Raw genomic sequence first — 13997 nt, 5'->3', positions numbered from 1 at the left:
GCTCTTTCTTCCTTTCATTAATCATTTCACATTCGATTCGTATATTTAAATGACAAAGCCCATACTAACCAAAATTAGATGAGAGTCTCTTTTTTATGTGAATTTCCTTACAAATGCAAACTTTCTTGCTTACGAAAAAAGAAAGGCTCTGTTAGATAGTTAATAGGAAACAGAGCTATAAAATATATATTTTATAATTAAAAAGGAGTTCATACACATAACCACAACTTGTGGATAAAGGTTGTTCTAGAGTAGGGGAAATCTTTGTCCACAGATTATCAACAATTGTGGATAATATATTTCCCAGAAAAGAATTCCACAAAGTAAAACACAGTTATCGTATCAAATAAAGTTAGGTATTTCAATACTTAAACGATCTTATCCACATAATCATATGTTATATACATAACAGTTGTCCACAGGTTTGTTATATGTGAAAAACCTGTAGATAAACGTTGTGGATAATTTTTAAGAGCAAAAATACTATTCACAGCATAAACTTAAATTAATTTTATAAATTGTGGATAAGTGAGAGTTTAGATCAGCAAGGGGAATATATGAGGTTTATAAGGAAAAAGAGAAAAATAAAATTGAAGCATTGACAAATGGCTTTTATTATTTATATAATATCATGGTCTGTATGTAGAGATAGATATAGTAACGCTCGAATTCAGGAGGTGTATATAAATGAAACGCACGTACCAACCTAAAAAACGTAAGCACTCTAAAGTTCACGGTTTCCGCGCTCGTATGAGCACTAAAAACGGCCGTAACGTATTAGCTCGCCGTCGTAAAAAAGGAAGAAAAGTATTATCAGCATAAGTCCACTGAGCCACATCAGTGGTCTTTTTTTTCTTTTACAGTGTTGAATGAGCAAAAAAAGTACCAATGATTAGATGGAGCAGGTGAATGGATCATGAATAAACGCCAACGTATAAAGAAAAATGAAGATTTTCAAAAGGTGTTTAAAAAAGGTAAGTCGTTTGCGAATCGCCAATTTGTTGTATATTGCTTGAAAAAGGAAGAACAACAGGCGTTTCGTATTGGCTTATCAGTGAGCAAAAAAGTAGGAAATGCGGTCACTCGGGTTCAAGTGAAACGCTATATTCGCCAAGCTTTTCTGGAATTAAAAGATGAAGTAAGACAAGATATGGATTATGTTATTATCGCCAGAACGCAGGCGGCCACACTGGATTTTCACGAAACAAAAAAAAGCTTGCAGCATGTTTTGAAGGTTGCAAGAGTATATAAAGGATAGTTCCACAATTAAATGTTTTTCATTCATTGCTTTAAACATTGAATTTACAGAACATTTAGTAGTGTATGAACGTCCATAATGGTAAAATATTGTCATAAAAATCGAATAGGTTTGCTTTAGGGGGAAGAAGGTTGAAGAAAAATCTATGGATAATGCTGTCACTTGTTTCAGTAGTATTACTGCTATCAGGCTGTACAGAATTTGACCAACCAATTTCATCTGAAAGTGATGGCTTTTGGAATGAATATATTGTTTGGCCATTAGTATCATTTATCAAGCTTTTTGCTGATATGTTTGAAGGTAATGCTGCGAATTATGCATTTGCAATTATTATCGTAACTGTTATTATTCGTCTAATCATTCTACCTTTAACTATCAAACAAGTGAAAAGTTCTAAGAAAATGCAGGAGATGCAACCGAAGTTAAAAGAGCTGCAAGCAAAATACAGCTCAAAAGACGCGGCAACTCAGCAAAAGTACCAGCAGGAAATGATGCAGTTAATGCAGACTTCAGGTGTTAACCCGTTAGCTGGATGTTTACCGATTCTTATTCAAATGCCGATCCTAATCGGTTTCTATCATGCGATTAGCCGTATGAATGCAACACCGGATGCATTTGAACTAGGGACATTCTTATCGGTTCCATTAGCGGAGCCAAGTATTGTATTTGCTGTTATCGCAGGTCTTATCCAGTATGTTGTATTAATGACTGGACCAGCAGTAGATAACCCGCAAATGAAAATCATGATGTACATCATGCCATTAATGATTGTTGGTTTCGGTATTATTTTACCAGCCGCACTATCATTATATTGGGTAGTCGGAAACTTTGTATCTGTATTACAAAACCTTTTTATTTATAAACCTTGGAATAAAAATAAACCGGATGCTACCGATGCTAAAGGGGCGAAATAAGTGAAACAAACTACGCAAATAGGCGCAACAGTAGAAGAAGCGATCTCATTAGCGTTACAAAAGCTTGGCCATACTCGTGAACAAGTTGATGTGGAAGTTTTACAAGAGGGTAAAAAAGGATTTTTAGGTTTTGGGGCACGAAATGCTGAAGTTCGTGTCACAGTAAAAGAAATTGTTCAGCAGCAAGTGAATCAAGAGACGACTTCAGATTCTGCATCTGATGTGGAAGAACTGACAATTGTCGAGAAAACAATCGAGAATGAGCCGGATTCAGCGAATGAAGATCAACCAATTCACCATGAACAACAACAAGTGGATCCCATTGAAGAGTCAAAACAGTATTTAACGAATATTGCTCTAGGAATGGGAATTACAGATTTAACAATTGACCATGAAACAGATGGTAAACATGTATCATTTAAGTTATCGAGCGAGAAAGCAGCGTTATTAATTGGAAAGCGTGGCCTTACACTAAATGCGCTTCAACATTTAACTCAGCTCATTCTTAATAAAACAGCCAAATCGTTTATGATTTTACAAATGGATGTGGAAGATTATCGTGAGCGACGTCAAGCAGCACTTGAACAGCTGGCATTACGCATGGCGGACAAGGCTATTCGTACACGAAAACCCGTATCATTTGAACCAATGGCATCTTATGAACGAAAAATTATTCATAATGCTTTGGCAAATCGCATAGATATCGAAACACACTCAGAAGGTGTCGAACCAAATCGATATTTAGTGATTGAGCCAGTAAAATAATATACAGACATATTTCGACCTATTCTTTTGGATAGGTCGTTTTTTTAATGAAGAATGGAAAATCTACATTACTTTAGATTTTAATAAAAATATGTTAGTCTAAATTGTTAGTTAGTATAGCACGGATGTGATTTATCCACATGTGGATAACACTGAAATAGGAGGATATAAATGGAATTCGATACGATTGCTGCGATTTCCACTCCGATGGGAGAAGGAGCTATTGCGATTGTTCGTCTGAGCGGCGATGAGGCGGTAGCAATTGCAGATAAAATATTTAAATCACCAAATCATAAGCGGTTATCGGAAGTTGCGACACATACGATCCATTATGGGCATTTGATCGACCCGAAAACTGATGAAGTGGTAGAGGAAGTAATGCTAAGCTTAATGCGCGGACCTAAAACATTTACGCGTGAAGATGTTGTCGAGATTAATTGTCATGGTGGTATTGTATCTGTTAACCGAGTACTGCAGCTTGTATTACGATATGGTGCACGTTTAGCAGAGCCTGGTGAATTTACGAAGCGCGCATTTTTAAATGGCCGTATCGATTTGTCACAGGCAGAAGCGGTAATGGATTTAATTCGTGCGAAAACCGATCGTGCAATGAATGTTGCACTCGGCCAGATGGATGGAAAGCTTTCACGTCTTATTACATCTTTACGCCAAGCCTTATTAGAGACATTGGCACAAGTGGAAGTAAACATTGATTATCCGGAATATGACGATGTAGAAGAAATGACGATTCCTGTACTTCTTGAAAAATGCGGTTGGGTTCGAGAGGAAATTATTAAATTACTTCAAACATCATCTCAAGGTAAAATTTTGCGTGAAGGTTTATCTACCGTTATTTTAGGACGTCCGAACGTAGGTAAATCATCTCTTTTAAATAGTTTAGTTCAAGAAAATAAAGCAATTGTAACCGACATTGCAGGTACAACTCGTGATATTATTGAAGAATACGTAAATGTTCGTGGAGTTCCTTTACGTTTAGTTGATACAGCAGGTATTCGGGAAACAGAAGATATCGTTGAACGAATCGGTGTTGCGCGTTCGAGAGAGGCATTGAAAGATGCTGATTTAATCTTGCTTGTATTAAATTACGGGGAAGAGCTTACAGAAGAAGATGAACGCCTTTTTGAAACGATTGAGGCGATGGATTATATTGTCGTTGTCAATAAGACAGATATCGAACGTAAAATCGATTTAAACCGTGTTCATGAATTGGCTGGTAAACATCGTGTCGTAACGACTTCGTTATTGAAAGAAGAAGGTGTAATTGAGCTGGAAGAAGCAATTGCAGCATTGTTCTTTGAAGGGCAAGTGGAAGCGAATGATTTAACATATGTATCAAATGCGCGACATATTGCGTTATTGCATCAAGCACAACAGGTAATTGAAGATGCGCTTGCTGCAGCTGAATCAGGTGTACCTGTCGATATGATTCAAATCGATGTGACTCGTACATGGGAGATTCTTGGTGAAATTATTGGAGATACTGTACAGGAAAGCTTAATTAATCAGCTATTCTCGCAGTTCTGTTTAGGGAAATAAATCGGAATAAAAGAGAGGAAGAACAACATGTCAATACAATACGAAGCAGGTAATTTTGACGTAATCGTTGTTGGTGCAGGACATGCAGGTGTGGAATCTGCATATGCAGCTGCAAAAATGGGTGCAAAAACACTCATGCTTACAATTAACTTAGATATGATTGCGTTTATGCCATGTAATCCATCAGTCGGCGGACCTGCAAAAGGAATCGTTGTTCGTGAAATTGATGCACTTGGCGGTTTAATGGGACGCATTATCGATAAAACACATATTCAAATGCGTATGTTAAATACCGGAAAAGGTCCTGCAGTACGCGCATTACGTGCACAGGCGGATAAATTCCAGTACCAGCATGAGATGAAACGGGTTTTGGAAGAAGAAGAAAACCTTCAAATTCATCAGGCAATGGTCGATGAACTAATTGTAGAGGATGGCGCAGTAAAAGGTGTTATTACTCAAGTTGGAGCAATTTACCGTGCACCGGCTGTCATCATTACAACAGGTACATTTTTACGCGGGGAAATTATTTTAGGAAATCTGAAATATTCTTCAGGTCCAAACAACCAGCAGCCATCAATCAAATTAGCGGATAACTTAAAAGAATTAGGATTTGACTTAATCCGATTTAAAACAGGGACACCACCACGTGTAAACAACCGTACAATTGATTATTCAAAAACGGAAATACAGCCTGGTGATGATGTACCCCGTGCGTTCAGTTTTGAAACAACTGAATATATTATGGATCAGCTTCCTTGCTGGTTAACTTATACAACAGAAGAAACACATCGTACAATTGAGGAAAACCTGCATCTTTCTCCAATGTTTTCAGGGATGATTAAAGGGACAGGTCCTCGTTATTGCCCATCAATTGAAGATAAAGTAACACGCTTTAACGACAAACCGCGTCACCAGATTTTCCTGGAGCCTGAAGGACGCAATACACGTGAAGTATATGTTCAAGGCTTATCGACAAGCTTACCTGAGCATGTTCAGAAAAAATTAATTGCATCGATTCCTGGTTTGGAAAATGCTGAAATGATGCGTGCAGGCTATGCGATTGAGTACGATTCAGTGATTCCTACACAATTGTGGCCAACATTAGAAACGAAGAAAATCCAAGGTCTATATACAGCAGGTCAAATTAACGGTACTTCAGGCTATGAAGAAGCAGCAGGCCAAGGCTTAATGGCCGGGATGAATGCCGCAGCGAAAGTGTTAGGCCGTGAAGAAATTATTTTAGACCGTTCAGATGCCTATATTGGTGTATTAATCGACGACCTTGTTACAAAAGGTACGAATGAACCTTACCGTTTATTAACTTCTCGTGCAGAGTACCGTCTTCTATTACGTCATGACAATGCAGATTTACGTTTAACGGAAATCGGTTATAAAGCAGGAATGATTACGGAAGATCGTTACGCGAAGTTCCAAGCGAAAAGAGCAATGATTGAACAGGAGATCGCCCGTCTGCGTGAAATCATCATTAAGCCAAATGCGACGACACAAGAAGTAATCCGAAATGCTGGCGGCGCGGAGCTAAAAGATGGTATCCGCGGAGCAGACCTTTTAAAACGTACAGAAATGACGTATGATTTAGTTGCTTCCCTAACTCCATCAGAAGTGGAACTTACGGATGATGTAAAAGAGCAGATTGAAATTCAATTAAAATATGAAGGGTATATTCAAAAAGCACTTCAGCAAGTAGAAAAAATGAAGAAGCTTGAGGATAAGAAAATCCCTGAAAATATCGATTATGATGCTATTCCTAGCTTGGCGACAGAAGCGCGTATGAAGCTGAAAAGTGTTCAGCCGCTCTCAATTGCTCAAGCATCGCGTATTTCAGGTGTAAACCCTGCAGATGTTTCAATTTTACTTGTCTATATTGAGCAAGGTAAAATTGCAAAAGTAACTACGAACTGAATGATGTGAGCGTCTTTATTCAAAAAGGCGCTCATTCTTTAATATGGAGGTGTCATTTTATGAACGAAAAGCAGTTTATCGAAGCATTGAAGGAAAAGGGTATTGAGCTTTCCGAACACCAGATTGCGCAGTTTAGAAAATATTTTGAGCTTTTGGTTGAGTGGAATGAAAAGATGAACTTAACGGCGATTACAGATTTGGAAGGCGTATATTTAAAACACTTCTATGATTCAATCAGTGCATCATTTTATTTTGATTTTACAAAAGTGACAACAGTATGTGATGTTGGTGCAGGTGCGGGCTTCCCAAGTATCCCGATTAAAATTTGCTTCCCGCATTTGCAAATTACGATTGTCGACTCGCTTAATAAACGAATTACATTTTTAAATCATTTAACAAATGAGTTAAACTTGGATTATATGACATTTGTTCACGCTCGTGCTGAAGAGTTTGGTCAAAATGCAGCATACCGTGAAAAGTTCGATGTTGTCACAGCCCGCGCGGTTGCACGTCTTTCTGTATTGTCAGAGCTATGTATTCCATTAGCTAAAGAAGGCGGTTACTTTGTTGCATTAAAAGCTGCAGCAGGGGCTGAGGAATTAAAAGATGCGACAAAAGCCATCTCTACATTAGGCGGAAAATTAATAGAGGAGTTTGCATTCCATTTACCTGTAGAGGAAAGCGAACGTTCCCTTTATGTATTTGATAAAGTGAAATCAACACCGAAAAAATACCCACGTAAACCAGGTGTTCCTAATAAAACACCAATTAAATAAAAAAATTAACGAAATTTGAAATATATCCGTCTTTTGCTGCATATATATTTATATTTATGTTTTTTTAGTGGATAGAAAAATATAAGTTTATTTTGAAATACAAATGGGTAAAGACATTATTTTGTCCTTTTTAAGACGAAATCGGTCTTTCTCGTAAATTACTATTCATTGAACACTGTACATTTTTGAATGAATCAGAAATAATATTGTATATGAGGTAGACAGTTTCCTAAAGGTGGTGCCACACGGATGAAAAGTACTTTTTCACGTTTTTTCGGAGGCGGGAGCAAAGAGCCTGAAGTAAAAAGTGAAGTAGAAGTAATAGAGAATATCTCGATGGCTTCAGAAGAAGTAGTTAAAATTCCAATAGACAAAATCATTCCGAACCGTTATCAGCCACGTACAGTTTTTGATGATGAGAAGATTGAAGAATTAGCAAGAACGATTCATACACATGGCGTCATTCAACCGATTGTGATTCGTCCAATAGATAATGACCCAGATAAATATGAAATAATTGCCGGTGAGCGACGTTATCGAGCGATGAAATCTCTGCAATGGACAGAAGTGCCTGCCATTGTACGCAATTTAAATGATCGAGAAACGGCGTCTATTGCCCTGATTGAAAACCTTCAACGTGAGGAATTAACAGCAATTGAAGAAGCGCTTGCTTATCAACAGTTATTAGGGTTGCATCAGCTTACACAAGAAGCGCTTGCACAACGTCTTGGTAAGGGACAATCAACAGTTGCTAATAAATTGCGTTTATTAAAGTTGCCTCAATTTGTTCAGGATGCTATTTTAAATCGTGAAATTTCGGAACGTCATGCCCGGGCTTTAATTGTAGTCAAGGATGAGCAATTGCAAATGCAACTCATTGCAGCGACGAAAGAGTTTGATTGGAATGTTAGACAGCTTGAAGAGCAAATTCAAAAAATTCTAAATCCCGATGAGCCAGAGATAAAAAAACGTAAACCAAGCAGAAAAGCGATTAGCAAAGATGTGCGTATTGCCCTTAATACGATCAAGCAGTCGTTGTCTATGGTGACGAAAAGTGGAATAAATGTAAAAACGGAGGAAGAGGATACAGACGATTACTACCAAATCACTGTAAAAATTCCGAAGAGAAAATAAATTACTGAACTGCCCGAAAGATAATGACTTTCTAGGCAGTTTTTTTAGTAGAGTACTAGAATCAGCAAGTTTTTTTGAAATAAATTATGTTTCATAGCATCGTTTTCTAACATTTTTTGTTAAGATAAAAGAAACAGTAATGTAAAAGGAAGATTTAGTCATCCGAGATTTTTAGACTTTAAAAATATACCTAAATTGAAGTGATGAAAGCAGGTGCGGATATTGGGACGTATTATTGCGATAGCCAATCAAAAAGGTGGCGTTGGAAAAACGACAACCTCTGTTAACTTAAGTGCATGTTTAGCTTTTTTAGGAAAGAAAGTATTAATAATCGATATCGACCCACAAGGTAACGCTTCAAGCGGATTAGGTGTTCGAAAAGGTGATTTAGAGAGCTGTGTATACGACGTATTGATCAATGATGAAGATATTAAAGGCGTCATTCAACAAACGGATGTAGAAAATTTATATATTGTTCCTGCGACAATATCTCTGGCAGGGGCTGAAATTGAGCTTGTATCCACAATTTCACGTGAAGTTCGATTGAAGAAATCATTACAGGAGATTAAAAATAACTTCGATTTCATTATTATTGATTGTCCGCCATCGCTTGGCTTATTAACAATCAATGCACTGACGGCATCCGATGCACTGATTATCCCGGTTCAATGCGAATATTATGCATTGGAAGGGTTGAGCCAGTTGCTCTCGACAGTGCGCCTTGTCCAAAAGCATTTGAACAAGGAGTTAATGATCGATGGCGTATTGCTCACAATGCTGGATGCACGTACGAATTTAGGACTTCAAGTAATCGATGAAGTAAAACGCTATTTCCAGGATAAAGTATATCGTTCGATTATTCCGCGTAATGTCCGGTTAAGTGAAGCACCAAGCCATGGAAAACCGGTAATTTTATATGATGCAAAATCACGCGGAGCGGAAATCTACTTAGAGTTTGCAAGGGAAGTGATTAAAAATGGTTAAAGGTTTAGGTAAAGGAATTGATGCGCTTTTTCGTGAAGAGGCCGTACATAAAGAAGACCAGGTACAGCAAATTGCAGTCGGGAAAATTTTAGCAAATCCATTTCAGCCACGTAAAATCTTTGATGAAACTGCAATTGAAGAATTAGCCAGCTCTATTATTGAACATGGTATTATTCAACCGATTGTTGTCCGTAAAAATGCTAGGAAATATGAAATTGTAGCGGGTGAACGCCGTTATCGTGCGGCTGTAAGTGCAGGTTTAACAGAAGTACCTGTTATCGTAAAAGACTTTAATGAGCAGCAAATGATGGAAGTAGCTATTTTGGAGAACTTGCAACGTGAAGATTTAACTCCAATTGAAGAGGCAGAGGCATATAACAGTTTAATTGTGAAACTGAATTTTACACAAGATGATTTAGCAAAACGGTTAGGAAAAAGCCGACCGCATATTGCTAACTTAATACGTCTACTGCAGTTGCCGGAAGATATTCGAGACCTTGTCAATGAAGGAAAACTGACTATGGGGCATGGCCGTGCATTGCTCGGATTAAAAAACAAGCGACGCATACCTGAAGTAGCTCATAAAGTAATAAAGGATCACCTTAATGTTCGCCAATTGGAAAAGTATATTCAAGATTTAAATGAGGCCGTTTCACGTGAAACAAAGCCTACAAAAAAGGATATTCATACACAGGCAACAGAGTCCCAGTTACGTGATTACTTTGGAACACAAGTACAAATCAAAAAAGCTAAGAATAAAGGTAAAATCGAAATCGAGTTTTACTCAGATGATGATTTGCACCGTATTTTAGAAATATTAAATATGGAACAACAGTAAAAAGTGCTGAGCGAAAAGTTCCAGCACTTTTTTTATGAACAGTTATAATATTAAAAGTATAAATACATACAATTGAATAATTTGTAGACAGCAAATAGAAAGAGGAAATTTCATGGTACTACTTGGTTCACTGTTAAATGCATTATTTATCATTATCGGTGCATTGGTCGGCCGTATTTTTAAAAATATCCCGGAATCCATGCAGCAGACAGTGCTATCCATTATCGGTTTAGTCGTTGCACTGTTAGGTATCCAAATGGGATTGGAAAGTACGAATTTTATTATCCTTATCATCAGTTTAATCATAGGTGCGGTCATCGGTGAAAGGCTCGACCTTGAAGGGAAGTTTAATCGCTTCGGTCATTGGATTGAATCACTCTTCGGTAAGCGCGCACAAAAAGGAACGATAGCAGAGGGGTTTGTTACCGCAACGCTCATTTTTGTTATTGGCTCAATGGGAATTCTCGGTGCTCTCGATAGCGGATTGCGCAATGATCATAATATCCTCATCACTAAAGGGATTATCGATGGATTTATGTCGATAATATTAAGTTCAACTTTAGGGATCGGTGTCTTATTATCGGCCATTCCTGTACTTTTATATCAAGGTTCGATTGCATTGTTTGCCGGTGTTATTAGTACATATATTCCTAGTGAAGCGCTGGATCTATTCATTACAGAAATGACGGCAACAGGCGGGATTATGATAATGGCAATCGGTTTGAATATTGCCGGTTTAACGAAAATCCGTATAGCCAATCTGCTGCCAGCGATTTTGATGGTCGGGATACTCGTTGCGCTCACTTTTCCGTTTCAGTAAATGACGCTGCCATGCTAAAACGAGGGCACGAACAATTTTATCACTCATAGAATACGTAACATGCAATCTTGTATTTTGTAATACTTTCGCTTCCATAAAGCCTCCTACGTTAACAATTCCTTTAACAGAGATGTTACCGATAGGGGGCAATTCCTTTTTCACGGCTTTACCGGGATAAAGAGGACCCTGTTGGATTAGAATAGAACCAATCGCATTTGATTCACCTAAGCATGCATCAATTGCAATAATAAAAGGTTGTTCTTTTTCGTTAATAAGCTGTTCATAGCGTTCTACGATATTGAGCGCATGAAGCGGTGCCTGCAATGTTCCAACTACCGGAAATGGAAATGAGAAAGTTTGGTGCAGCTGGCTCCCAATGATCGGACCTAGTGCATCACCTGTAGACCGGTCAGTACCGATACAGCAAAAAATAAGTTCTTCATGGTCAAACGGAATCGTTTTTAAAAAGATTTCGCTCAGCTCCCAAACAGCGCTCGTTTGCTCGTAATGAACGCTATAATTTTGTGGACAGGCTTGTGTCATATTATCACTCCTTTAATTTTCTGATTTAAGTAGATTACTCGAGAAATAAGCTGAAATACGATATATTTATGCAGTATATTCAATTTTAAAGTTTGTTATACAAGAGGTGGTAAATTTGGAAGAAGATTTGAAATTAGATTTAGAAGAATTCTCTGAAACAGACTTAAAGGGACTCGCACACTACACGACAAGGCTGTGGGATTACGTCACAAGTGCTGAATTTTGGGACGCTATTATTATAGCCAGCGCGAAGATTCTGGCGATTATCGTTATTTCATATCTTGTCGTTTTTATCGGCAAAAAGATTATTCATCGTGTGTTTATGCTGCGTGTAAGAACGAATGAACGCCGGCATCTTACAATTGTAAAACTGCTGCAAAGCGTTCTGAGCTATTTAGTGTACTTCTCTGCCATTATGGGGGTTTTATCGGCTATGAATATCCAAGTTGCCGGATTGCTGGCAGGGGCCGGGATTGCTTCTGTAGCCATCGCCTTTGGTGCGCAAAACTTAGTGAAGGATGTCATTACAGGATTCTTCATTATTTTAGAAGACCAGTTTGGTGTAGGGGATTTTGTGAAAATCAATACAGCAGAAGGTACCGTTATGGAAATCGGTCTTCGCACAACGAAAGTAAAGGGAGTAACAGGAGAACAGTTTATTATTCCGAACGGCAGTATTGTAGATGTCATCAACTATTCCATCAATAACTCAAAAGCTACGATAAATATGCAAATTTCGCTCGATGCAAATATTGAAAAAGTGCAGATGGTCATCCAAAACTATTTGGATACGTTACCGCAAAAATATGAGGAGCTTGTTTCAGCTCCTGTCTTTTTAGGTGTCACAAATACGACAAGCACAGAAGCAACGATTGCTATTACAATAGAAACATTACCATTACAGCAATATTCAATATCGCGTACTATTCGGAAAGATGTGATCGACATCCTAACGCGCAACGGTATTCCTCTTGCTGTACCGAAAATGATGTTCTATGAGCGAAATCAGGGAGGAGAATAATAGATGGAAGCAAAGCAGTACGGTCTAAATGACGTTGTGGAAATGAAAAAACAACATCCTTGTGGCACAAACGAATGGAAAGTAATTCGATTAGGTGCTGATATTCGCATAAAATGTGAAGGTTGCGGACATAGCGTTATGATTCCACGCCGCGAGTTCGAGAAAAAAATGAAGAAAATTTTACGCCAGGCAGAAGAAGTCTAAAAGCAAAATAGACTTTTGAGCGCGCAATCAATATAATAGACAAGGTTGTAAAATTTAATGGACAGAAAAATCCATAAAAGAATTAATAATAAATTTAAATGAACTGAACATAGAAAGGTTGTGTCAATATGGCATTAACAGCTGGTATTGTTGGTTTACCTAACGTTGGGAAATCGACTTTATTCAACGCAATTACAAAAGCAGGCGCACTTGCGGCTAACTATCCGTTCGCAACAATCGAACCGAACGTTGGTAGTGTAACTGTTCCGGATGAGCGTTTAGACAAATTAACAGAATTAGTAGTACCAAAGAAAACAGTTCCGACAACTTTTGAATTCACAGACATCGCAGGTATCGTTAAAGGTGCTTCAACAGGTGAAGGTTTAGGTAACAAATTCCTTGCTCACATTCGTGAAGTAGATGCGATTTGCCAAGTTGTTCGTTGTTTTGAGGATGAGAATATTACGCACGTTTCAGGTACAGTAAACCCGATCGATGACATTGAAGTTATTAACTTGGAGTTAATTTTAGCGGATATGGAATCAGTGGATAAACGTATTGCACGTGTAGCTAAAATGGCAAAGCAAAAAGATAAAGATGCAATGGTTGAAGAGCCGATTCTTCAAAAGCTAAAAGAAGTATTGGAAGCTGAAAAACCTGCGCGTGCCGCAGACCTTTCAGATGATGAGAAAAAAGTAATTAAAGGTTTACACCTATTAACAATCAAACCAATGCTTTATGTTGCGAACGTTTCTGAAGATGAGGTAGCGGATCCATCTGAAAACAAGTATGTAAAAATGGTACAAGAATACGCAGCAGCTGAAGGCGCACAAGTTATTACAGTTTGTGCGAAAATTGAAGAAGAAATTTCTGAGTTGGAAGATGACGAGAAAAAAGAATTTTTAGCTGAATTAGGAATTGCTGAATCAGGTTTAGACCAATTGATTAAAGCTTCATACAGCCTATTAGGTTTAGCTACTTACTTTACAGCAGGTGTACAGGAAGTTCGTGCATGGACATTCCGCAAAGGGATGAAAGCACCTCAATGTGCCGGTATTATCCATACTGACTTTGAACGTGGCTTTATCCGTGCTGAAACAGTAGCATTTACGGATTTAGTAGAGTACGGTTCAAAACCGGCTGCAAAAGAAGCAGGCAAAGTGCGCGCTGAAGGTAAAGAGTATGTAGTTCAAGACGGCGACGTTATGGAATTCTTATTCAACGTATAAAATAAAGCAAAGGGATACTCCGGATAGTAAT

General features: G+C 38.0%; 15 protein-coding genes. 14 read left to right on the top strand and 1 reads right to left on the bottom strand.

The genetic code is table 11. The features are described from left to right. Positions 1-687 precede the first annotated feature (687 nt). The 11 genes from rpmH to MKY71_RS18445 all read left to right on the top strand — a co-directional run bounded on the left by rpmH (position 688) and on the right by MKY71_RS18445 (position 10969). Positions 688-822, top strand: a complete 135-nt coding sequence (gene rpmH / locus MKY71_RS18495) for a 50S ribosomal protein L34 (RefSeq protein ID WP_008408389.1) — start codon at positions 688-690, stop codon at positions 820-822. A 94-nt stretch (positions 823-916) separates the two neighbouring features. Continuing rightward, complete coding sequence (rnpA, locus tag MKY71_RS18490; RefSeq protein ID WP_339174583.1) at positions 917-1258, top strand: ribonuclease P protein component; 342 nt, start codon at positions 917-919, stop codon at positions 1256-1258. 131 nt (positions 1259-1389) lie between these two features. Further along, positions 1390-2172 (top strand): membrane protein insertase YidC, encoded by a 783-nt coding sequence (yidC, locus tag MKY71_RS18485; RefSeq protein ID WP_339174582.1) that lies wholly within the window; start codon positions 1390-1392, stop codon positions 2170-2172. Next, positions 2173-2937, top strand: a complete 765-nt coding sequence (jag, locus tag MKY71_RS18480; RefSeq protein WP_340733589.1) for an RNA-binding cell elongation regulator Jag/EloR — start codon at positions 2173-2175, stop codon at positions 2935-2937. It abuts the gene before it with no gap. 171 nt (positions 2938-3108) lie between these two features. Further along, positions 3109-4494 carry a tRNA uridine-5-carboxymethylaminomethyl(34) synthesis GTPase MnmE gene (gene mnmE / locus MKY71_RS18475; RefSeq protein WP_340733588.1) on the top strand — a complete coding sequence of 462 codons (1386 nt, stop codon included), beginning with the start codon at positions 3109-3111 and terminating at the stop codon, positions 4492-4494. 27 nt (positions 4495-4521) lie between these two features. Then, positions 4522-6417, top strand: a complete 1896-nt coding sequence (gene mnmG, locus MKY71_RS18470; RefSeq protein ID WP_339174577.1) for a tRNA uridine-5-carboxymethylaminomethyl(34) synthesis enzyme MnmG — start codon at positions 4522-4524, stop codon at positions 6415-6417. 59 nt (positions 6418-6476) lie between these two features. Further along, the gene (gene rsmG / locus MKY71_RS18465) at positions 6477-7193 is read left to right on the top strand and encodes a 16S rRNA (guanine(527)-N(7))-methyltransferase RsmG (protein WP_340733587.1); all 717 of its coding nucleotides are present in this window, start codon (positions 6477-6479) and stop codon (positions 7191-7193) included. Positions 7194-7442: 249 nt separating this feature from the next. Next, positions 7443-8327 carry a nucleoid occlusion protein gene (noc, locus tag MKY71_RS18460; RefSeq protein ID WP_339174573.1) on the top strand — a complete coding sequence of 295 codons (885 nt, stop codon included), beginning with the start codon at positions 7443-7445 and terminating at the stop codon, positions 8325-8327. Positions 8328-8549: 222 nt separating this feature from the next. Further along, on the top strand, positions 8550-9311 hold the full coding sequence (locus tag MKY71_RS18455; RefSeq protein WP_339174571.1) for a ParA family protein: 762 nt from the start codon (positions 8550-8552) through the stop codon (positions 9309-9311). Beyond that, on the top strand, positions 9304-10149 hold the full coding sequence (locus MKY71_RS18450; RefSeq protein ID WP_339174570.1) for a ParB/RepB/Spo0J family partition protein: 846 nt from the start codon (positions 9304-9306) through the stop codon (positions 10147-10149). Before MKY71_RS18455 ends, MKY71_RS18450 begins: the two co-directional genes overlap by 8 nt. Positions 10150-10261: 112 nt before the next feature. Continuing rightward, positions 10262-10969 carry a DUF554 domain-containing protein gene (locus MKY71_RS18445; protein ID WP_339174569.1) on the top strand — a complete coding sequence of 236 codons (708 nt, stop codon included), beginning with the start codon at positions 10262-10264 and terminating at the stop codon, positions 10967-10969. Here the strand turns inward: MKY71_RS18445 and yyaC are convergent. After that, positions 10886-11512, bottom strand: a complete 627-nt coding sequence (gene yyaC / locus MKY71_RS18440) for a spore protease YyaC (RefSeq protein ID WP_339174568.1) — start codon at positions 11510-11512, stop codon at positions 10886-10888. The genes MKY71_RS18445 and yyaC overlap by 84 nt on opposite strands. Positions 11513-11627: 115 nt before the next feature. Between yyaC and MKY71_RS18435 the strand changes: the two genes are divergently transcribed. The 3 genes from MKY71_RS18435 to ychF all read left to right on the top strand — a co-directional run bounded on the left by MKY71_RS18435 (position 11628) and on the right by ychF (position 13966). Then, positions 11628-12533 (top strand): mechanosensitive ion channel family protein, encoded by a 906-nt coding sequence (locus MKY71_RS18435; RefSeq protein WP_340733586.1) that lies wholly within the window; start codon positions 11628-11630, stop codon positions 12531-12533. 3 nt (positions 12534-12536) lie between these two features. Next, positions 12537-12737 carry a DUF951 domain-containing protein gene (locus MKY71_RS18430; protein ID WP_079523585.1) on the top strand — a complete coding sequence of 67 codons (201 nt, stop codon included), beginning with the start codon at positions 12537-12539 and terminating at the stop codon, positions 12735-12737. 128 nt (positions 12738-12865) lie between these two features. Then, complete coding sequence (gene ychF / locus MKY71_RS18425) at positions 12866-13966, top strand: redox-regulated ATPase YchF (RefSeq protein WP_339174564.1); 1101 nt, start codon at positions 12866-12868, stop codon at positions 13964-13966. Positions 13967-13997 lie beyond the last annotated feature (31 nt).

Source organism: Solibacillus sp. FSL W7-1324, from assembly GCF_038008025.1.
Taxonomy (GTDB): domain Bacteria; phylum Bacillota; class Bacilli; order Bacillales_A; family Planococcaceae; genus Solibacillus.
Note: the sequence above shows the minus strand (reverse complement) of the source record. Positions and strands in the feature narration are given on the sequence as shown.

Coding starts and splice junctions, on each gene's coding strand:
- rpmH (WP_008408389.1), top strand. CDS start 688: ATGAAACGCACGTACCAACCTAAAAAACGTAAGCACTCTAAAGTTCAC.
- rnpA (WP_339174583.1), top strand. CDS start 917: ATGAATAAACGCCAACGTATAAAGAAAAATGAAGATTTTCAAAAGGTG.
- mnmE (WP_340733588.1), top strand. CDS start 3,109: ATGGAATTCGATACGATTGCTGCGATTTCCACTCCGATGGGAGAAGGA.
- mnmG (WP_339174577.1), top strand. CDS start 4,522: ATGTCAATACAATACGAAGCAGGTAATTTTGACGTAATCGTTGTTGGT.
- rsmG (WP_340733587.1), top strand. CDS start 6,477: ATGAACGAAAAGCAGTTTATCGAAGCATTGAAGGAAAAGGGTATTGAG.
- noc (WP_339174573.1), top strand. CDS start 7,443: ATGAAAAGTACTTTTTCACGTTTTTTCGGAGGCGGGAGCAAAGAGCCT.
- MKY71_RS18450 (WP_339174570.1), top strand. CDS start 9,304: ATGGTTAAAGGTTTAGGTAAAGGAATTGATGCGCTTTTTCGTGAAGAG.
- MKY71_RS18445 (WP_339174569.1), top strand. CDS start 10,262: ATGGTACTACTTGGTTCACTGTTAAATGCATTATTTATCATTATCGGT.
- yyaC (WP_339174568.1), bottom strand. CDS start 11,512: ATGACACAAGCCTGTCCACAAAATTATAGCGTTCATTACGAGCAAACG.
- MKY71_RS18430 (WP_079523585.1), top strand. CDS start 12,537: ATGGAAGCAAAGCAGTACGGTCTAAATGACGTTGTGGAAATGAAAAAA.
- ychF (WP_339174564.1), top strand. CDS start 12,866: ATGGCATTAACAGCTGGTATTGTTGGTTTACCTAACGTTGGGAAATCG.